20 protein-coding genes, 1 pseudogene and 1 CRISPR repeat array are annotated in these 18,118 nt (G+C 67.9%); of the genes and pseudogenes, 14 read left to right on the forward strand and 7 right to left on the reverse strand.

Translation table 11 applies throughout. The features are described 5' to 3' along the window. The first annotated feature begins 334 nt into the window (after window positions 1-334). The 4 genes from ACSHV8_RS23975 to ACSHV8_RS23990 all read left to right on the forward strand — a co-directional run bounded on the left by ACSHV8_RS23975 (window position 335) and on the right by ACSHV8_RS23990 (window position 2,564). Entirely contained in the window at window positions 335-817 is a 483-nt protein-coding gene (locus ACSHV8_RS23975) for a hypothetical protein (protein ID WP_436536001.1), read from the forward strand. 28 nt (window positions 818-845) lie between these two features. Then, window positions 846-1,049, forward strand: coding sequence for a hypothetical protein (locus tag ACSHV8_RS23980; protein ID WP_436536002.1), 204 nt, complete (start codon window positions 846-848; stop codon window positions 1,047-1,049). Window positions 1,050-1,162: 113 nt separating this feature from the next. Then, the gene (locus ACSHV8_RS23985; RefSeq protein ID WP_436536003.1) at window positions 1,163-1,996 is read left to right on the forward strand and encodes a DNA-3-methyladenine glycosylase family protein; all 834 of its coding nucleotides are present in this window, start codon (window positions 1,163-1,165) and stop codon (window positions 1,994-1,996) included. 154 nt (window positions 1,997-2,150) lie between these two features. Next, window positions 2,151-2,564: an OsmC family protein gene (locus ACSHV8_RS23990; protein WP_436536004.1), complete on the forward strand. Its 414-nt coding sequence runs from the start codon at window positions 2,151-2,153 to the stop codon at window positions 2,562-2,564. A 58-nt stretch (window positions 2,565-2,622) separates the two neighbouring features. Here the strand turns inward: ACSHV8_RS23990 and ACSHV8_RS23995 are convergent, their stop codons facing one another. Further along, window positions 2,623-3,003, reverse strand: a complete 381-nt coding sequence (locus tag ACSHV8_RS23995; RefSeq protein ID WP_436536005.1) for a nuclear transport factor 2 family protein — start codon at window positions 3,001-3,003, stop codon at window positions 2,623-2,625. 168 nt (window positions 3,004-3,171) lie between these two features. Here ACSHV8_RS23995 and ACSHV8_RS24000 point away from each other — a divergent pair, with 168 nt between their 5' ends. Continuing rightward, window positions 3,172-4,008 (forward strand): isocitrate lyase/PEP mutase family protein, encoded by an 837-nt coding sequence (locus ACSHV8_RS24000; protein ID WP_436536006.1) that lies wholly within the window; start codon window positions 3,172-3,174, stop codon window positions 4,006-4,008. Between the two features lie 22 nt (window positions 4,009-4,030). On the opposite strand, the gene ACSHV8_RS24005 is transcribed toward ACSHV8_RS24000, so the two are convergent. Together ACSHV8_RS24005 and ACSHV8_RS24010 are read right to left on the reverse strand one after the other, a co-directional pair. Then, complete coding sequence (locus tag ACSHV8_RS24005; protein ID WP_436536007.1) at window positions 4,031-4,540, reverse strand: hypothetical protein; 510 nt, start codon at window positions 4,538-4,540, stop codon at window positions 4,031-4,033. A 114-nt stretch (window positions 4,541-4,654) separates the two neighbouring features. Then, window positions 4,655-4,900 carry a hypothetical protein gene (locus tag ACSHV8_RS24010; RefSeq protein WP_436536008.1) on the reverse strand — a complete coding sequence of 82 codons (246 nt, stop codon included), beginning with the start codon at window positions 4,898-4,900 and terminating at the stop codon, window positions 4,655-4,657. A gap of 136 nt (window positions 4,901-5,036) precedes the next feature. Between ACSHV8_RS24010 and ACSHV8_RS24015 the strand changes: the two genes are divergently transcribed. Beyond that, a complete protein-coding gene (locus ACSHV8_RS24015; protein ID WP_436536009.1) occupies window positions 5,037-5,345 on the forward strand; it encodes a hypothetical protein in 309 nt (102 codons plus the stop codon). Then, window positions 5,317-5,592, forward strand: a pseudogene (locus ACSHV8_RS24020) (isocitrate lyase/phosphoenolpyruvate mutase family protein); the annotation flags it as partial. The gene ACSHV8_RS24015 and the pseudogene ACSHV8_RS24020, both read left to right, overlap by 29 nt. Before the next feature lie 53 nt (window positions 5,593-5,645). Here ACSHV8_RS24020 and ACSHV8_RS24025 read toward each other — a convergent pair. Further along, on the reverse strand, window positions 5,646-6,263 hold the full coding sequence (locus ACSHV8_RS24025) for a TetR/AcrR family transcriptional regulator (RefSeq protein ID WP_436536010.1): 618 nt from the start codon (window positions 6,261-6,263) through the stop codon (window positions 5,646-5,648). A gap of 64 nt (window positions 6,264-6,327) precedes the next feature. On the opposite strand from ACSHV8_RS24025, the gene ACSHV8_RS24030 reads away from it, so the two are divergent. Both ACSHV8_RS24030 and ACSHV8_RS24035 read left to right on the forward strand, forming a co-directional pair. Next, window positions 6,328-7,032: an alpha/beta hydrolase gene (locus ACSHV8_RS24030; RefSeq protein WP_436536011.1), complete on the forward strand. Its 705-nt coding sequence runs from the start codon at window positions 6,328-6,330 to the stop codon at window positions 7,030-7,032. A gap of 115 nt (window positions 7,033-7,147) precedes the next feature. After that, window positions 7,148-8,185 carry an MBL fold metallo-hydrolase gene (locus ACSHV8_RS24035; RefSeq protein WP_436536012.1) on the forward strand — a complete coding sequence of 346 codons (1,038 nt, stop codon included), beginning with the start codon at window positions 7,148-7,150 and terminating at the stop codon, window positions 8,183-8,185. 44 nt (window positions 8,186-8,229) lie between these two features. On the opposite strand, the gene ACSHV8_RS24040 is transcribed toward ACSHV8_RS24035, so the two are convergent. Further along, window positions 8,230-9,177: an iron-containing redox enzyme family protein gene (locus tag ACSHV8_RS24040; RefSeq protein WP_436536013.1), complete on the reverse strand. Its 948-nt coding sequence runs from the start codon at window positions 9,175-9,177 to the stop codon at window positions 8,230-8,232. A gap of 51 nt (window positions 9,178-9,228) precedes the next feature. On the opposite strand from ACSHV8_RS24040, the gene ACSHV8_RS24045 reads away from it, so the two are divergent. From ACSHV8_RS24045 to ACSHV8_RS24055, 3 genes are all read left to right on the forward strand, one after another. Beyond that, window positions 9,229-9,456, forward strand: coding sequence for a CDGSH iron-sulfur domain-containing protein (locus tag ACSHV8_RS24045; RefSeq protein WP_436536014.1), 228 nt, complete (start codon window positions 9,229-9,231; stop codon window positions 9,454-9,456). 298 nt (window positions 9,457-9,754) lie between these two features. Then, entirely contained in the window at window positions 9,755-10,654 is a 900-nt protein-coding gene (locus tag ACSHV8_RS24050; RefSeq protein ID WP_436536015.1) for an SDR family oxidoreductase, read from the forward strand. A gap of 122 nt (window positions 10,655-10,776) precedes the next feature. Then, the gene (locus tag ACSHV8_RS24055) at window positions 10,777-12,174 is read left to right on the forward strand and encodes a carboxylesterase/lipase family protein (protein WP_436536016.1); all 1,398 of its coding nucleotides are present in this window, start codon (window positions 10,777-10,779) and stop codon (window positions 12,172-12,174) included. A gap of 1,030 nt (window positions 12,175-13,204) precedes the next feature. Continuing rightward, window positions 13,205-13,479: direct repeats of the CRISPR family, unit length 28 nt; unit sequence GGATCACCCCCGCAGGCGCGGGGAGCAG. A 205-nt stretch (window positions 13,480-13,684) separates the two neighbouring features. Here ACSHV8_RS24055 and ACSHV8_RS24060 read toward each other — a convergent pair. Beyond that, entirely contained in the window at window positions 13,685-15,808 is a 2,124-nt protein-coding gene (locus ACSHV8_RS24060) for an N-6 DNA methylase (RefSeq protein WP_436536017.1), read from the reverse strand. Between the two features lie 100 nt (window positions 15,809-15,908). Between ACSHV8_RS24060 and ACSHV8_RS24065 the strand changes: the two genes are divergently transcribed. Both ACSHV8_RS24065 and ACSHV8_RS24070 read left to right on the forward strand, forming a co-directional pair. After that, window positions 15,909-16,067 (forward strand): hypothetical protein, encoded by a 159-nt coding sequence (locus ACSHV8_RS24065; protein WP_436536018.1) that lies wholly within the window; start codon window positions 15,909-15,911, stop codon window positions 16,065-16,067. Window positions 16,068-16,116: 49 nt separating this feature from the next. After that, a complete protein-coding gene (locus tag ACSHV8_RS24070; RefSeq protein WP_436536019.1) occupies window positions 16,117-16,815 on the forward strand; it encodes a hypothetical protein in 699 nt (232 codons plus the stop codon). On the opposite strand, the gene ACSHV8_RS24075 is transcribed toward ACSHV8_RS24070, so the two are convergent. Next, window positions 16,757-18,061, reverse strand: a complete 1,305-nt coding sequence (locus ACSHV8_RS24075; protein ID WP_436536020.1) for a protein kinase domain-containing protein — start codon at window positions 18,059-18,061, stop codon at window positions 16,757-16,759. The genes ACSHV8_RS24070 and ACSHV8_RS24075 overlap by 59 nt on opposite strands. Window positions 18,062-18,118 lie beyond the last annotated feature (57 nt).

Here is an 18,118-nt window from a genome sequence, read left to right on the forward strand (position 1 = left end):
CCAACTCCCGAACCAGCATCCTGCGCTCGTGTTCGCCCGGCCCGGATCGTCGGGTCGGCTCGAATATCTCTCGGTAGACCATCCAGGCCAGGTAGATGTCCCGCGTTATGTAAGTCATGTCGATCCGAGACTTTCGTGATTCCCTCGAAGTCGAGGGTCTCATGGCTTCGGTCGTGAGCGGCAACACCGGCTGGTCGCGAGTTTGGACACCATGATCGCGGTCTGACCATGATCAATGGTCGCGAGAAGTGACACCACTGGGCGCGCTCAGGCGATCTTGCGAAGATTCGGGCATGGTGCGCGAGCCTCGTAGGCGGCGTGCATCATGGGCTGCGTGGCTGAGTTGACCTTGTTCGCGGATTACTACCAGGTCCATGTGTTCGACGATGGATCGCAGGCTGACTTCAGCGACGCGTGGACCGATCAGGCGCTGGCTGATCATGTGGCGGTGAGTCAGGACGCGGTTGCGATTGGCACGGTAGTAAACGTGGATGTCGCGGTCATCGTTGAAGTGCTGGAGGGGCCGCCGACCGATGACTCCGCCGATTTTGACCACGTGACCGAGGCAAGTATCCGTTGCTCCTCGGGGCGGTTGGTGGTCATGGGATGCACCGACTATGCGCCCGATGCGCGCCGGTTTCCGGTGCCGGCCGGCTGGCTGCGTTTGCGTTTTTCCCAGTCCAATCTTGATCGCGCCCATGAGGCTGGCATCGATTCAGATGATGATCCGGAGACGATGGAGCGGCTGCGGTTGCAGCTCTGGCCGGCTGCCGAGGCGGCTGCGGTGATATCCAAACGCTGGCGGCCGCCGTCATAGGCGTGCGCAGTGAGGGATAGGTGCTTCTGTGGCTTTTCAGGCCGTCTCGCTGCCGCAGGGTGGTTGGTCGTTGCAGGGCGTGTTCTGCAGGCGCAGGCGGGTGAGGGCAAGCATGTCGATCAACCAGCCGGGTCCGCCCGGTGATGCCTCGCTGACGCAGGAGGGTGTCGATCTCGTCGCGGGTGGCCGGGCTGGTGAGGAGCAGGAAGTCCTCGCAGATTTCGAGGAGTAGTTGCTCCTGGTCGTGTGACACGGTCGGCCGTGGTCAGTCCGTGGCGGCCGCGGTACGGGTGCGGGTGAGGCGGTAGGAGTCGGTGCCGGTCTCTGTCGGACGGTGACACCAGCGTGCTCCTGCCCTACCGGGCACCGATGCGGTTCCGCGACACCCTGGCCTACCTGCGCTTCCGGGCCGTGCCCGCCGTCGAAGCGGCCGACGACGACAGCTACACCCGGACGCTGTGCGCTCCCGGCGGTCCGGCCCGATTCACCGTGACGGCGGCAACGACCGGTATCAACGCCGCCATCCGGGTCAGCGATCCCGGCGATCTGAGCTGGGTGACGGCCCGCATCACCCGCCTGCTGGACCTGGACGCCGACGCCGCGCAGATCGACGAGACCCTGGCGCGCGACCCGGCGATCGCCCGGATGGTCACCGCGCGGCCGGGGCTGCGCTCCCCCGGCGCCGTCGACGGCTTCGAGATCGCCGTGCGCGGCATCATCGGCCAGCAGATCTCGGTGGCGGCGGCCCGGACCCGGCTGCAGATCATCGTCAGCGAACACGGCCGGCCGGCCTTCGCCGACGAACCGCTCACGATGTTCCCGTCACCCCAGCGTGTCGCGGCGATCGACCCCGAGACTCTCGGCATGCCCCGCGCCCGGGCCCGCACCCTGATCGGCGTCGCGCAGGCCTGCGCAGACGGGCAGCTCTGCCTGCAGCCCGGGGCCGATCCGGCCGAGCAACGGGCCCGGCTGATCGCCATGCCCGGAATCGGGCCGTGGACGGCCGACTACATCATCATGCGAGCCCTCGCGCACCCCGACATCCTGCTCAGTTCCGATCTCGGAGTCCGCAGGTCGGCCGAACGTCACGGCATCGACCTGCACGCCGGCCGGCCCGACCTCGCCCCTTGGCGCTCTTATCTGTCCAACCATCTGTGGGCCGCATCCCACGACACCTGACCGAAGGCGCACCGCAATATACGGACCATGCAGTCCACGCATATGCTAGCTCCACCGCATATACCCATCAGCCGCGCCGGATCACCTCTCGCATCTGGACCATATAGTCTTCGCTAGGCTCACAGCCCGTTCATCTCGTACGAGAGGCATTCCCATGGACACTGATCGGATCGTCGCCACCGCCCAGGCGGTCCTGCCGGCCGTCGAGCGCCGGCGCACCGACCTGACCACCCGCGAGTTCGCGTTCGTGGCCGACGAGCCGCACGGCGGCGCCACCAGGGACGGCCCGACCCCGACGGAATACCTGCTGATGGCCCTGGCCTCGTGCACCGCCCAGACGCTGCGCCAGTACCTGGACTACAAGTACGACGACGGTGGTGACATCACCGTGCGCATCGACTACCACGAGCCGCAGGCCGAGGGCGAGGCGCGCTACCTCCGCCGCACGATCACGCTGAGCGAGGACCCCGACCCCGACGATCTCAAGGTGATGCACGACATCGTCGAGAAGTCCCCGGTGACACTGCTGATCCAATTTGCGTACGGCATCCGCACCGAGTTCAGCTGACAAACGAGATGGGCCCGTTCCCGGGCAGGGAACGGGCCCGCGCTGCCCGGCGTGCTGATTACTCGCCGCGGGCGACGACGTCCGCGCCGATACACTGCCAGCGGCCGTCCCGGCGCTGGTAGAAGTCGGTGTAGCGGGCCTCGCGGGGCATGCCGTCGCGCTTGGTGGTGTAGGTGACCCGCCCGTGGACCAGCGCGGTGTCACCGAGCACCCGCACCCGCACGTCGTGCGCGGTGAGGTCGGTGAACGGCCGCTCCTTCGCGATCATGTCGAGGAACTGCTGCCGATCACGGAGCACCAGGTCGGGCAGGGTGGCGACAAAATCCTCGGCCAGGAACTGGTCATAGCGGGCCACGTCGCTGAACTGATCCGAGTTGATGTAGGCGGCGTTGAGCTCCAGCAACGCGGCGACGTCGGCGGATACGGCGGTCTCGGTCATCGGACTCCCCTGTCGTGTAACTCTTCCGCTTGGACCATACAGACCTTCATTCCGTACGTCTAATTGGCTCTTGATCTGGTTTTTCTTGGGATTCTTCAGGTTCTTACTGGACTATTGGGTCCGTTAGTGTGAGAGTTGGGGACCCACCGAGCCGACGAGGGGAACCCGATGGACATGGCAGCGCAGCAGGAGAAGGCCCGGCGATTCCGGTCGCTGTACGAGAACGGCATCCTGGTCCTGCCCAACGCCTGGGACGCCGGCAGCGCGGTGCTCATCGAGCGCGCCGGGGCGAAGGCGATCGCGACGACCAGCGCCGGCGTCTCCTGGGGGCTGGGTCGCGGGGACGGGCAGCAACTGACCCGCGAGCAGATGGTCGAACTGATCGCCCGGATCGTCGAGGTGGTCGAGGTTCCCGTCTCGGCCGACATCGAGGGCGGCTACGGCCCGGAACCGGCCGCGGTCGCCGAAACCGTCCGCGCGATCGTCGGCGCCGGCGCCATCGGGGTCAACCTGGAAGACTCCAGGAGCACCGACTGGACCCTGCACACCCCGCGGGAACAGGCCGCCCGGATCGCCGCCGGGCGCGGCGCCGCCGTCGAAGCCGGCCTGCCCGAGCTGGTGATCAACGCACGGACCGACGTCTACCTGCTCGGGATCGGCGCCGAGACCGGCCGGGTCGACGACGTCCTGCACCGCGCCGAGACCTACGCCGCCGCGGGCGCCGACACCCTGTTCGTGCCCGGCCTGACCGACCTGGCCACGCTCGGGCTGCTGGTCAAGGGCTCACCCATCCCGATCACCGTGATGGCCGGCCCGGGCGCGCCGTCGGTCGACGAACTCGCCGACGCCGGCATCAAGCGGGTGACCGTGGGCGGGATGATCGCCCAGGCGGCGTACACCCTGGTCGTCCAGGCTGCTGAGGAGATATTGACCCTGGGCACCTACGCCACGCTGAACACGGCGGGCAGCTTCGCCGGCATCAACGACGCCTTCCGGCGCGCCTGAGCCGACTGCGGCCCGGCCGGGCTCACGTCGACGGCCGGCACCGGATGACGTACTTCTCGATTCCGCTCAGGCTCGACCAGGCCTGATGTGTCTCGTCAGGTCCGGCATGCAACGTCTGCGCCGCGACGCGGGTTGCCGCCTCCAGCAGTTGTTCCCGTCCGGTGTGCCCGACCAGGACGCTGTACCGGCCGGGGACAATCGTCAACGGCAGGACCAGTTCGTCGCCGGTATCCACGGCGATCCGGCCGCTGAGCACGGTCAGCCCGACCGGTTGTTCCCACTGCCACGGGCCGCCGGACGGTTGCGGGCGGGCGCCCACGAGCTCGATGCGTACCGACGGGCGGCTGAACTGGTGGGCGCAGCGAACCTGGAGCACGGTGCCGGCCGCCCCCAGCATGCGGCCGCCCCGGTGGCCGGGGATGCGCGTGGCGAGCGCCGCCGCGCGCTGGTCCGCGAGTGTATCGGCGAGCGCGTCGCGGATCAGGAAGATGCCTTCGTCGGTGCTGATGACGGTCTCGGCAGAGCCGCTCATTCGAGTCCTCCTGCGATGGGCGGCCGCCCCTCTTATCTTCAAAGGAGCGGCCACCGGCGTTCATCCCTGAATGCTGCAGCTCACCGCCGCCGGAGTCCCGGCCCACCGCCTGCGTCACATCAAAGCGGCCCCGGGCGGCCCGTTGACCGGCACACCCGGCCGGTCGACCTGACCGACCAGCAACTGCGCGGCCAGCCTGAATTGTTGCGCGGCGTGAACCGCCCGGGTTGCCGCCGCCTGCGAGTCCTGCGGCATCGCGGCGAGGTCGCCCCGCGCCTCGTGCAGACGACCGAGGTACGTGTCGAGCAGGTCGAGGAACTCGGTGTGCATGATTCGCCTCGGCTCCTGCCCCTGGCTCACCGGCGGAATGGTTCTGGCTGAAGACTAACCAATAGCCGGCGGTCAGAGGGTTGGCTTTCGCGGCAGCGCCGCCCGTCCGGACGAGGCACGATGACAGGGCCCCGACACATCAGGCGTTGCGAACAGGGGGTAGCCGATGGCACTGGTGATCTACGTCGAGAACCAATGCCATGAGCGAGGGAGGGCGGTCGCCGACGACGGGGCGAACACCTTCCTGAACCTGGCCCGACGGCTCTCCGCGGCCGGAACTCAGGTCCTGGACATCATCGACCCGTACACCGACGCCATGCTGAACGTCATCCAGCTGGATCGGCTGTGCCGTGAGCTCGACGCCGCTCTGACAACAGACCTGTCGGACACCGAGCGAGCCCTGGCGACCGCCGTTCGCGCCGCCGCGGCGGAGGCCAGAGAGCAAAGTGGCTACCTTTTCATCGAGGGCGACTGAGGGAACCCTCCTCATCCTGCGCAGGCCGGGCTCACGAGGTGGCGCACAGAGGGCAGGGCAGCGAGGACCCCGGTCGGGGCGTCACGAGAAAGCGGCCACCGATCTGACCGCCGAAGCCGGCCTGTCCGAGCTGGTGATCAACGCACGGACCGACGTCTACCTGCTCGGGATCGGCGCCGAGAACGGCCGGGCCGACGACGTCCTGCACCGCGCCGAGACGTACGCCGCCGCGGGCGCCAGTCTGCTGCCGTTCACCGGCGCGGTGGGAGCCGGCCGAGGTCGGCGGCGAGCGGGTGCGTGCTATTGGGAGTGGAGCGCCAGGTGTGCTGCGATGCCGCGGCGGGCGCGGTCCAGGTGGACGGGGTCACCGAACAGCACGAACAGGTTGTTGGCGAGTAGCAAATACGCGTCGAGTTCGAATGCCGCCTGGGCCGGGTCGACCGCTTCATCGAGCTGACCTGCGCTCTGCGCGTCGGCGTAGGCGGCGGTCAGGCTCTCGTGCCAGGCTTGCTGAAGGCCGGCCAGCCGGTCGCGGATCGGGCCCGGCCGGGTGTCGAACTCGACGGTGCTGGAAGCGAAGAAGCATCCGCCGGGCAACGACCCCTTGGCTACGTGAGCGAGGAAATTCTCGAGCAGCGCGGACAGCCGGGTCACCGGGTCCGCCTCGGCCATGGCCGGTCCCACGATGTCGCGGGCATAGGTCATTGCGGCCTGCTCGATGATGGCCAGCTGAAGAGCTTCCTTGGACTCGAAGTGGGCGAACAGGCCGCTCTTGCTCATTCCGGCGTGCTCTGCCAGGCGCGCGATCGACAGGCTGTGAAGGCCCTCGACGGTGGCGAGCGCCACGGCCGTCTCGAGGATGGCCTGACGGCTGCGTACGCCATCGGCGCGTTGGCGGCGGGACGTTCCAACAGTCACCACCGAAGGGTACCGGAATGCTTGCTATATAGTACGACCGGTCGTTCTAACTAAGGAGTTCGTCGTGCAACCCCATGACCTTCCGACCCTGGTCCTCGTGCATGGAGCGTGGCATCAGGAAGCGATGTGGCACCCCCTGATCCAGGAGCTGCCGGACAGCCTCGACATCCGGACCCTCCAACTGCCCTCCAGCGCGCCCGTCCCACCGGAGCACCTCGGAAGCCTCTACGACGACGCGAAGGCGATCCGCGATCTGGTCGACGCGATCGACGGACCGGTGGTTGCCGTCGCGCACTCCTACGGAGGCGCTCCGCTGTCGCAAGGCCTGGTCGGCGCCCCGAACGTCCTTCGCCTCGTCTATCTGGCCGCCTTCCAGCTCGACGTCGGGGAGTCGATGACGTCGATCGTCGGTGAGCGGCCCTACTTCTGGGGTGCCGACCACTATGACGAGGGCTATTACGAGATGACCGATCCGGTGGGGATCTTCTACCCCGATCTGGAGCCGGAAGTTGCCGCCAAGGCAGCGGCAGCCCTGACCCTGCAATCGGTGTCGTCGCTGGAAAATACGCTCACGCAGGCGGCCTGGCACACCATCGACAGCACCTTCATCCACGCGTCGAACGACGTCGCAGCGCCGCTGCTCGAACCTTTCTCGCAACGGTCGCAACGTGTCCGGAAGATCGCGACGGCCCACGCGCCGTTCATCAGCCGCCCGGCGGAACTCGCGGAGATGCTTCTGGTGGAACTCAACGAAGCGGACGACGCTTGATCGATTGAGGCCGCGGGCGTACGAGCAGCCGCCCGTAGCGGCTCAGCGCCCGCAACGGGATACGCGCTTGAGGCATACACGAGAAGGGATAGAAAGTATGTGCAGAGAAATTGCCGTGCCCGAAGATGTCCAGGCGTCCGTGCCGCGGCGACTGCTCGGCCCCGCAGTTGACCCGATTGCGCTCGAACCGGTCGACGAGGTGGTCATCACGACCCTCGTCGACAATGTCTACGACGGCCTGCTCGTCAACGACGGCGCGGTAGTACGAGCCCCGATCGCAGCCGGAACCGCGCGGGCGCCGCAGTTCGAATCAGGCTCCACCAATGTCGGACTGGTGGCCGAGCACGGCTTCTCGGCGCTGGTAACCGTTCGCCGCGCAGGTCACAGCACGTCCGTGCTGTTCGACACCGCCCTGTCCCCCGAGGCGATGATGACGAACGCCGACCGGCTCGGGATCGACCTGAGCACGGTCCAGACGGTCGTGCTCAGCCACGGGCACTTCGACCACGCCGGCGGTCTGGCCGGTCTGGCCGGCCGCAAGGGGACGCGAGCCCTGCCGATGATCGTCCATCCGCTGGTCTGGACACGCAGGCGACTGAACGTCCCTGGTACGGACATCGGCGATCTGCCGACCCTGAGCAAACGCGCTCTCGTCTATGAGGGATTCGAGGTGATCGAGCGACGTCAACCGTCACTGCTGCTGGACCGAAGCGTCCTGATCACCGGCGAGGTCGACCGGACCACCGACTTCGAGAACGGCATGCCGAGCGCCCACGAGCAATGGGTGGGACCGGGCTGGGAACCCGATCCGCTGGTGCTCGACGACCAGGCACTCGTGGTCAACCTACGGGGCCAGGGACTGGTCGTGCTGACCGGCTGCGGACATTCCGGCGCCGTCAACATCGTCCGGCACGCGCAGCGGCTCACCGGCGTCACCCGCCTGCACGCGCTGGTGGGCGGTCTCCACCTGAGCGGCAGCTTCTTCCAGCCGGTCATCGGACCGACCGTCGACGCGTTGCGAGCGCTCGAACCCACCCTTCTGGCACCCGCACACTGCACCGGCTGGCGTGCACAGCAGACCTTGGCCGCAGCCTTGCCGGGCAGCTGGGTACCCGGGAGCAGTGGAAGCAGCTACCACCTGGCGGCCGCGTGAGCTGCGGTGGAGCGGGCGCGAATGCGCTCGTTCAGGTGACGCCCTCACTGGCGCAGTGCGGACCGGCCCTCGGCCCAGGCGTCGAGTACGTCCTGCGCCCACAAGTTGTCGATCATGAGAGCGCATCGGGCGCCCCACAGCACCTGGCCGGCCAACTCCGGTTCGGCGGCGGCGAACGTGGCACACAGGTCGTGGGCGGCGATCTGCTCGTGCACCGCGTCGGCCTCCACGTGCTCGTCGTAGAACGCCGTCGCCCGGGCATCCCCGCCCAGGCGGCGCAGGCCGTTGCCGTAGGCGCGGTTCGGCAGTGACGAGGTCATCTCGTAGGCGGCCAGGTGGCCGAGGATCGCCCCACGACGGGCTCGGTGCAGAGCGAAGTACGACATCAGGTTGTTGACCGCCAGGGTGCTCGCGGGCACCCAGTTCACGTACGCCCCGTACGTGAGATCCAGGTCGAACCAGGCCATCGTCTGTTTGAACAGCTCCTGGTGCATGCGCCCGGTGACGCCGCCGCCGTACTCGTCGAGCTGGATCTCGATCAGAGCGGCCTTGGCCCGCCCGCCCAGCCGCGGGATCGCCCAGGTGTGCGGGTCGGCCTCGCGCAGGTGATACACCGAGCGGTGCGCCACGAACTCGCGGAACTGCTCACGGGTGGCCCGCCCCCGCAGATAGCCCGACATCGACGGCCCGTCGTCGGCGGCCACGATCGCGGCCAGCGCGGCCGCGACACCCTGCGGATCGGCCGGCTCCGGACGGCCCAGACGCTCCCCGAACCGCTGCTCCAGGTCGGCCCGCACGCGCAGCAAGGACGGATGCCACTCCCACTCGTCGTCCACGCCGTCCCAGCCCCGATAGGCCATTTCGTAGCAGATGAACAGTGACAGCTGGACGTCCTCGTCACCGTCGGGCTCGGTGCTCAGGTCACCGGAGCCACGGTGGAGAACATCGACCAGATTTTCGGACAGCGGCCCGCGTGGCGACGGCAATTTCATGAACGCCCGGATTCCCGTTTACGAGTTCCCGAAACGGCAATCCAGGCGGCCATGACCTCCACCATCATTCCGTACGAGGACGGCCCGCTGATCGTGCGCGGCGACTTCCAGCTGCGCACTCCCGACGGTGAACCGATCGACCCGGCCCGCGCCACGATCGCGCTGTGCCGGTGCGGCAAGTCGGCCGACAAACCGTTCTGCGACGGCACGCACAAGACGTTCCGCTTCAAAGCCGGCACCGGCCGCGACAACCCACCCGCCCGCGCCCTCGACGCCTGATCGACGATCAATCGATGCTTGAGAGCTACTCCCTCGGTATCGATATCCGTCCTCGGTGCCCACCCCGGCGGGCGCGCACGCGATGATCGGGCGTCTCAGCGAGCCGCCGGGGAGCCGAGCGAGCGACGCCCGCGTGGAAATTTCGGCGGCAACGGCCGTACGCGCAAATCGGGTTTTGATCGTCGATCTTGTCCCCCGCCCTGATGACGGAACGTAATTACGTGCGGATGAAATCGTGTATCCGAGTGCTGGTGGGGTAGCCGTAGCGCGACACCATCCCGAGCCCGGAAGGCACACCGTGACACAGGACCAGCACAGCCGGCAGGATCCGCAGAAACAGTTCCGCGGTCCCGACGAGCAGGACAGCGACGGCATCACGCATCCCGGCCTCACCACGGAGATGGACACCGAACCCGACCACGGCGAGGAAAGCTACCGGGGCAGCGGGCGGCTGACCGGCAAACGGGCGATCATCACCGGCGGTGATTCCGGGATCGGGCGCGCGGTCGCCATCGCCTTCGCTCGCGAAGGCGCGGACGTGCTGATCTCCTACCTGCCGGACGAGGAAGAAGACGCCCGGCAGACCGCACAACTGGTCGAGAAAGCCGGTCGCAGAGCCGTCACCGTGGCGGGCGACATCCGCGACGAAACCCACTGCGCGCGGATCGTGCAGGACGCCGTACGGGAACTCGGCGGCCTGGACATCCTGGTCAACAACGCGGCCTACCAGATGGCCCAGCCCGGCGGGATCACCGACATCAGCACCGAACAGTTCGACCGGGTCATGAAGACCAACCTGTACGCCATGTTCTGGCTCAGCAAAGCCGCCGTGCCGCACCTGAAACCGGGCTCGGCCATCATCAACACCGCATCGATCCAGGCCTACCAGTCATCGCCGCAACTGCTCGACTACGCCACCACGAAAGCCGGCATCGTCGCCTTCACCAAAGCCCTCGGCGCCGACCTGGCCGAGAAAGGCATCCGGGTCAACGCCGTGGCGCCCGGCCCGATCTGGACGCCGCTCATCCCCGCCACCATGCCGGCCGAAAAAGTCGAGTCGTTCGGCGCGGACACCCCGATGGGCCGGGCCGGTCAGCCGGCCGAACTGGCACCGGCGTACGTCTTCTTCGCCTCCCAGGAATCCAGCTACGTCACCGGCGAGGTCCTCGGCGTCACCGGCGGCAAGCCGTTGTCCTGACGCGGGCCGTTCGGTGTCATCGCGGTCGAGGCCAGTGCGGACACACCGGTGCCGACAAAGCAGCACAGTTCGGCCGGCCGCTCTGTTGAACTTCACCGGCCCGGCGCCGTCAGTTCCAGGTTGTGGAACTGATCATGGCGCAGACGGCGCAGGGCACGGTACGAGGCAGCACGGACGACGGCATCAGCGCCTTCCTGGGCATTCCCTACGCGGCGCCGCTGGACGGCCCTCGCCGATTCCAGGCACCACAACCGCATGAGAGCTGGGACGGCATCCGCGACGCCCTCACTTTCAGTGCCGCGCCGCCGCAGGCTCAGATGCCGCCCCTGCCGGCGTTGTGGCATCCCGGTGACGACACCGACTGCCTCACCGTCAATGTGTGGACGCCCGACCCCGGGGCGGGCCGGCTCCCGGTGATGGTCTGGCTCTACGGCGGAGCGTCGATCTTCGGCTCCGCGAGCCAGCCCGAATACCATGGCGCGAACCTCGCCCGCGAAGGCATCGTGGTGGTGACCCTCAACTATCGGGTCGGTTTCGAGGGTCTGGGCTGGCTGCCGGACGCGCCGACGAACCGGACCCTGCTCGACCAGCTCGCCGCGCTGCGATGGGTGCAGGAGAACATCGCGCACTTCGGCGGCGATCCGGGCAACGTGACGCTCGCCGGACAGTCCGCGGGCGCCAACTCGGTGGTCGCGCTGGCCGCGGCCGAGGCCGGGCGCGGCCTGTTCGGCCGGGCGATCGCACAGAGCGTCGCGGAAGGATTCCACACCCAGCAGCGGGCACGTGAGACCGCAGAACGGATCGCGGGGGCGCTCGGCCTGCCGCTGACCGCGGAGGCGTTCACGGCGACGCCAGCCGAGGCGATCCACGCCGTCCAGCTGACCGGCCGCGAGGTCACGCCGTACGGGCTGGTGATCGACGGTGACCTGGTACGCGACCAGCCATGGCATGGCCTGCGCGCGGAGGTCGACCTCATCAACGGGTACGCCCGTGACGAGTATCGGTTCTTCGCCCTGGCGATGAACGAAGACCTGAACGCTGTGAACCTGGCCGAAGTCGCGGCGTCGCACGGCGTGTCACTCGACGCTTATCGGGCCGCATACCCCGGCACGTCGGACGCCGACCTGTACCTTCTCATCCAGTCGGACGGGTTCTTCCGCATGCCGGCGACGTGGTGTGCGGAGAAGCACCCCGGCCGCAGCTGGTGCTACGAGCTGACCTGGCCGGCTCCGGCTTTCGGCGGGGCGCTCGGGGCCTGCCATCTGCTCGACGTGCCACTGCTGTTCGGGAACTTCGAGGGACCCATGGCGGGGATGATCCTCGGCGGCTCGTCGTCGCCCGAGGCCGTTGAACTGGCCGGGCAGTTCCGCAAGTCCATGACGGCGTTCGTGGCGACCGGGGACCCCGGCTGGCCGCAGTATCGCGAAGGAGAGGCGCTTACCCGGATCTGGAACCTTCCCGTCTCGGTTGCCGCCGATCCCGTGTCGGCATCCCGAAAGATCTGGGCCGACAGGTCGTAAACGCTCCTGCCGGGTGCCTGGGGTCCTCACGCCAACTGCGACCAGGGCCCGTGTGATCCGGCGGACCGGGCGTGGTTCGGGGGCCGGTGGCACCGTTCGGTCCCCCGCCGCCACGCGTGCTCGATCGAGAACCGGCTACCGTGCGACGACGAGGGTCTGTCGACAGCAGCACTGACGAATCGCGTCGTGGGGGTAACCGGCGGATCGCAAATCGAAGCAGCCATCGCCCGGCGGCTGATCACGGGCGCGAGCCGGTCCCCCGCCAGCCCGGCGATCCGGGTCACGCATGAGCCGACCGGCGGGCCGGAGTGACTCGCCGATCGCGATCACATAGGCGTGTGCAGCGCTGAGTGAGCGCCAACGGATCCCGCGCCCCGGCTGGCTGGCCCTGATCGTCGTGGCCGAACTGGCCACGATGAGCGCCTACGCCCACATACAAGGTCGGCTGCTGCACTTCGCCGGCGTGCCGTCCTCGTACGCGGATCAACCCCGCAGGCACGGGGACCAGAGCGCGGCTGGCCGACGGACATTGGAGATGTCGGGGTCATCCCCGCAGGAGCGGGGATCAGTCGATAGCCCGGCCCACGATCACCTCTTCGGTGGGATCATCCCCGCCGGGGCGGGGATCAGCTCGGCGCCAACGTAGATCTGCGCGGCGTAGAAGGGACCACCCCCGCAGGCGCGGGGAGCAGAAACGGCTGGCCTCGCAGTTACGTCGGGTCCGGGGATCACTCCCGCAGGCGCGGGGAGCCGGGCCCGCCTGCGGTTTCAGGAGCCCGTTCGTCGGATCACCCCCGCAGGCGCGGGGAGCAGGTGCCGCCCTCGTCCAGCTTGGCCTGTGCCGCCGGATCACCCCCGCAGGCGCGGGGAGAAGGTCCGGACCGGGAGACACGCGTCGCCGTGCTCCGGATCACCCCTGCAGGCGCGGGGAGCAGCCGACCGCGAAACGACCGCCGACCTTGCTAGCCGGATCACCCCCCGCAAGCGCGGGGAGCAGATCAACGTCGACTTCAGCACAGTGATCAGGTCGGGATCACCCCCGCAAGCGCGGGGAGCAGGCTCGCCGATGCTGTTGCCGAACGGCTGACTCTGGGGATCACCCCCGCAGGCGCGGGGAGCAGGGGCACCAGGCAGGAGACCCGCGGCTACGCCAACGGATCACCCCCGCAGGCGCGGGGAGCAGTGGCTGACGTAACGCCGGGGCCCGGGCATGTAGGGATCACCCCCGCAGGCGCGGGGAGCAGCACGAGTTCGCGATGTTCGTCAAGTGGGGCGGCGGATCACCCCCGCAGGCGCGGGGAGCAGGCTACTTGACCTGCGGCTCCGAAGAGCTTACGGCCGAAATTCGTTCACTAGCCCTGACCCGCATAGTACAGTCTGACCGACTCCCGTCAGCCGGACTGACGGCCCATGGCGACCTTGCTGCAACGACTCGCCAAGGCCCAGCCGCCGCCTGCCTCACCCAGCAGATGATGACGAGATTTGCCAGCCCCAACCATTCGACGATTCTTTACTCGGCTGCGGGTGGCTCTGGCATCTCGGTGGTCCAGACCATCATGAGAGATCCCGCGAGAAGGCCGTCGCTGATCTCGCGAGCCAGTGTCTCGCCTATCTCGGCGGCTTCGCGGAGTCTTGCTTGGAATTCGGCGAGTCGCCGGGAGGCCTGCCCGTAAGCGCGCTGCTGTTCGAGTGGCAGGACCGGGATGGCGAGACGTCGGACATCGATGCGGCGCATGCTGCTGCTGGAGCTGGAGGCTCGACCGGCAACGCGCAGGTTCTGGGTTCGCGACAGGACACCGGCCACAAACCACGGGTCGAATTGTGTGACGTCGACACGCACCAGCTGCAGCCCGGGCCCGAGTTCCGCGCCGACTTGCTCAACGGTGGCCACGCGGGCGATGAGTTCGTGGCCGGTGACCGGGACGAGAATGTCGCCGGCGCGAACCTGGGGCGCGGGTTCACCGCTCGAAGAGTCGTCGACGACACCCCTGGCCGGCCCGCCGCTAAGGACATCGTCGGCGGTTAGCACCGTACTGCCCGACGGCTGAGGCGCATCTGTCCTGGAGCGCGAACCGGCACGCTGGTGGACGACGATTCTGCCGGTGCGGATCAGATCCGTCATGCTGGCGTGCCGCGCCCGTACCGAAATAGTTGTTTCTGCAGTTTGGACGGCGGGCAGGCTGGCGCGAGCCTGTTGCAGGAGGTCCTCGAATTCCCTGACTTTTTCGAGGGTTCTGGTGGGATCAACGACCTGTTGGTCCGCCTGCGGAAGGTATCGCCACGGTGTCAGGTCGACCTGTCCGTCAAGGACCTGGATGGCCGGGATGACGCGGTGAATGCTGGATTCGCTGCCTTCGCTGTCGGAGAGGTAGTCGTGCCAGGCCTGGAGGACGGGCTCCGTCAGGAAGCCGGTCGGGGCCATGGCGGTGGTGTCGACGAACAGCAGGCGATCACTGGTTTCTCGCTGCGGATCCGGCTGGGTGAGTACCCAGATGTGCAGGCTGATGCCGGCGGGTGGCATCAGGCCGGGGGGAAGCGCGACCACGGCGCGCAAAGCGCCGGAGCGGACGAGTTCGGCGCGGATGCGTCGGCCGGCCGGGCGCAGCGCGGCGGCGGGCGGCATGAGTACGGCCGCGGTGCCTCCGACGCGCAGGTGGGCGAGTGCGTGCTGTACCCAGGCGAGTTCCGGTTCGGTGCGTGGGGGCAGGCCGTGAACCCATCGAGGGTCGTAGGCGAGCTGTTCATGGCCCCAGTCGTGGATGCCGAACGGGAAGTTCGCCACGACGATGTCGGCCTTCAGCTCGGGGAACGCGTCGGCGAGCAGGCTGTCGCCGACGTGCAGGATCGGTGGCGCCCCGGCCGTGCCGGACCTGAGTGCTCGCCGGTGCACGAACCACAGGCGCAGCAGGGCGATCAGCGCGTATTGCGGTTTGATCTCCTGGCCGTAGCAGCGGGTGGGGACGCCGTCCCGGACAGCGCGGTCGGCGGCCAGGCGCAGGATCGATCCGGTGCCGGTGGTGAAATCGAACGTGATTTTGCCGGAGCCGGTGAGCGCAAGCATCAGTCGGGCAACGCTGTCAGGGGTGTTGGCCAAGCCGGACAGTGACTGTGCCGAGCTGACGTACTGGTCGTGCAGGTATTCGAGGGCGAGCTCGGGTTCTTGCTCCCGGCCGAGTTGGGCGACCGCTTTCAACACGGTGACCAGTTGTGACGACCATCGCGGGGGCAATACCGGGCTGACAAGTTCGGCCAGTCCGGGGTCGAGTGCGCGAAGCCGGGCGAGGACCTGTTTCGGCGACATCAGCGCGCCCGGCCTGTCTTCGGCCGCGAGCAGGTAGGCGCCCGAGGCGATGAGGGCGTCTTCGAGCTGAGCTGCCGGCTGGTAGTTCTCGATGTTTCGCCAGGCCAGTTGTTCGACGCTGGCCTGGTGCAATTTGCCCTGGCTGCGTAGCCACTGCTCGATTGCCTGCGCGTCGAACTGCGGGCTGCCCGGTGTCCCGGCCACCGGGGGCGGGAAGTCGGCATAGCGGCGGCGCCAGTTGCTCACTGCCGGTCGGCCGACGTTGGCGAGCCGCGCGATGCCGCTCGCGGTCAGGGTTGGACCGCCACTGGACTGGGCTCGCTGTGGATGCACAGGGAAAAGTTAGCACAACCCCCTAGTCCGTGAACTGAGTTCACAGATATAGTGCCTTTGAAGAGCGGTTCACATGAAGGTCTTTACAAGGAGATCAGCCATGGGCGGCAGACGTGGGCACAGCACGGCGATCGGGAAATTCGCCAAGATCCATCACGATCGCCGGGTCTCGGAGATCCGCAGGCTGGGCGTGACGATCCGCGAGGAGCAGAGCACTTCCGACGGCCCGAAAACCGAGGGTCGTCCGGCCGCAGGCTGACTGACCTCTGACCCGAGTACCGACAACCTGAGGAGGATCATGAACACGATTGGTTTCATCCGCATCCACGGCGGCAGCGACGCAACTGTTCTCGCCGGTGCCGTACTTGGCCGACGGCACGCGACGATGGGGCTCCCTTGACCGGCCAGAGGACGTCGACTACACCCGCGTTCGCCTCGATCCGACCCTCGGGACCGCGATCGCGGCGGCATACATGGCCGCCCCGGTTCACGATCTACGAGCCGAGGCCGCATACGCGGCGTTTCGCCGGCAGACCATCCGGCAGTACGCATATCTCGTGGGCCCTGAGGAGTTCGGCGGGCTGGGGGTGACGGTGCGGATCATGGACATCGACCCGTACAGGCACGCGGGCGACATGATCGAGGACCTGATCCGTCGCGAGCTCAAAGTCTTCGCCACCGCGGCTACCGACAACCCACACCCGTATCTCAGCGATGCCGAGAACGACATGTTCCGGGCGGTGCACGACGCGTTCGGGCACGCGGCGATCGGCCGCGGTTTCGATGGCCACGGCGAGGAAGCGGCCTGGCTCAGGCACAGTGGCATGTACTCGCCGCTGGCCCGTCGCGCACTGACGACCGAGACACGTGGCCAGAGCTGCGCCATGCTCTTTCACTATCGGGGCGAGAAGTTCCCTGATCAGAAGGCAGCGCTGCTGCCGGCGACGTTCAGCGATGTGAGGACGGTGCGGCTCGGCGTGCCGGCCGGTCGGGTTCCGCCTCACTGAGCTTCGCGATCTCACGCTGGACGGCTGACGCGGCCGGATGCTCGGAACCGTCGATCCCGATCCGGTCCTGCAGGTCACGCAACTGGCGTAACGCTCGGCTGTGTTCGCCGAGCTCGGCATGGAGGCGGATCGCGCGAAGCCGGTATTCGACGGCGGTGGCGTCCTCGTCACCGTGCTGGATCGCACGGTGATCCGCGAGCTGCCGCCATTTCCGGGCGGCAGCTCGCGGATTCCCGGAGTCGGCCAGCTCCTGGGCCTGCCGCTCGGCTTGCTTCACGGCGAGATCCGGGTCGGCGTCATCCGGTGCCGGACTTCCCCGGACTTCGACCGGCAAAGGCAATGGCACCTGACCGACCACCGCGGCGTACGCACGAACCGGATCGGGCTGATTGTTGACCACGCCAGGAATGGGCGGCAGTTCCCGGGCCAGAGGGGCCAGCACTTGGTACACCGCCGCCGCGTGGAGCGGACGATCCCGTGGCTGCCGAGCCATCAGGGCGTGGACCAGGTCGTCCACGGCAGCCGGGACCTCTGGACGCTGCTTTGCCGGGCGCGGTGCCGACGCCCGCATCTGTTCCCGCATGGTGATCGTCGGGGTTGCCCCATCGAAAGGTGGACTGCCGGTGAGCAGGTCGTACAGGGTCGCGCCGAGACCGTAGAGGTCGGTGCGGTGATCGGTGGGACGGCCCTCGATCTGCTCGGGTGCCATGTAGCCGGCGGTCCCCAGGCTGTCACCGCTCCGGGTGATCCGGGAGTAGCGGTCGTCCCCGTGGATGGCGGCGAGTCCGAAGTCGAGCACTTTGACGGCGCCGCTGGCTTCCAGCATGACGTTGCTCGGCTTGATGTCGCGGTGCACCAGTCCGATCTGGCGGGCCGCGATCAGAACACTGCAGATCTGCGCGCCGATGGCGGCCACCCAGTTGATCGGCAACGGGCCGTGTTCTGCGATCAGGTCGGAGAGGTCGACGCCCTGGATTCTCTGCATCACCAGGTAGAAGCGCCCCTCGTGCTGGCCGAAGTCGTAGACGGCAGGAACTCCGGGGTGCACGAGGCGCGCGGTCAGCCGGGCTTCGCGCTTGAACCGTTGCGCGAGTTCGATATCCATCATGGACGGCGCGACCATCTTGACGATGACCGGGCGCTTGAGCTCGTCGTCCTGGGCCGGCCAGACCTCGCCCATCCCCTGGTGGGCCAGGGGATGGCGCTCCAGCACGTACCGATTCTTGAGGCGTACGCCCGCTATCACTGCCTCACCGTAGCAACCGGCCACCGTCAGACGCGCGCCTGTTTAAGCCATTCCGCG

This window comes from Actinoplanes sp. HUAS TT8, from assembly GCF_051380535.1.
Taxonomy (GTDB): Bacteria; Actinomycetota; Actinomycetes; order Mycobacteriales; family Micromonosporaceae; genus Actinoplanes.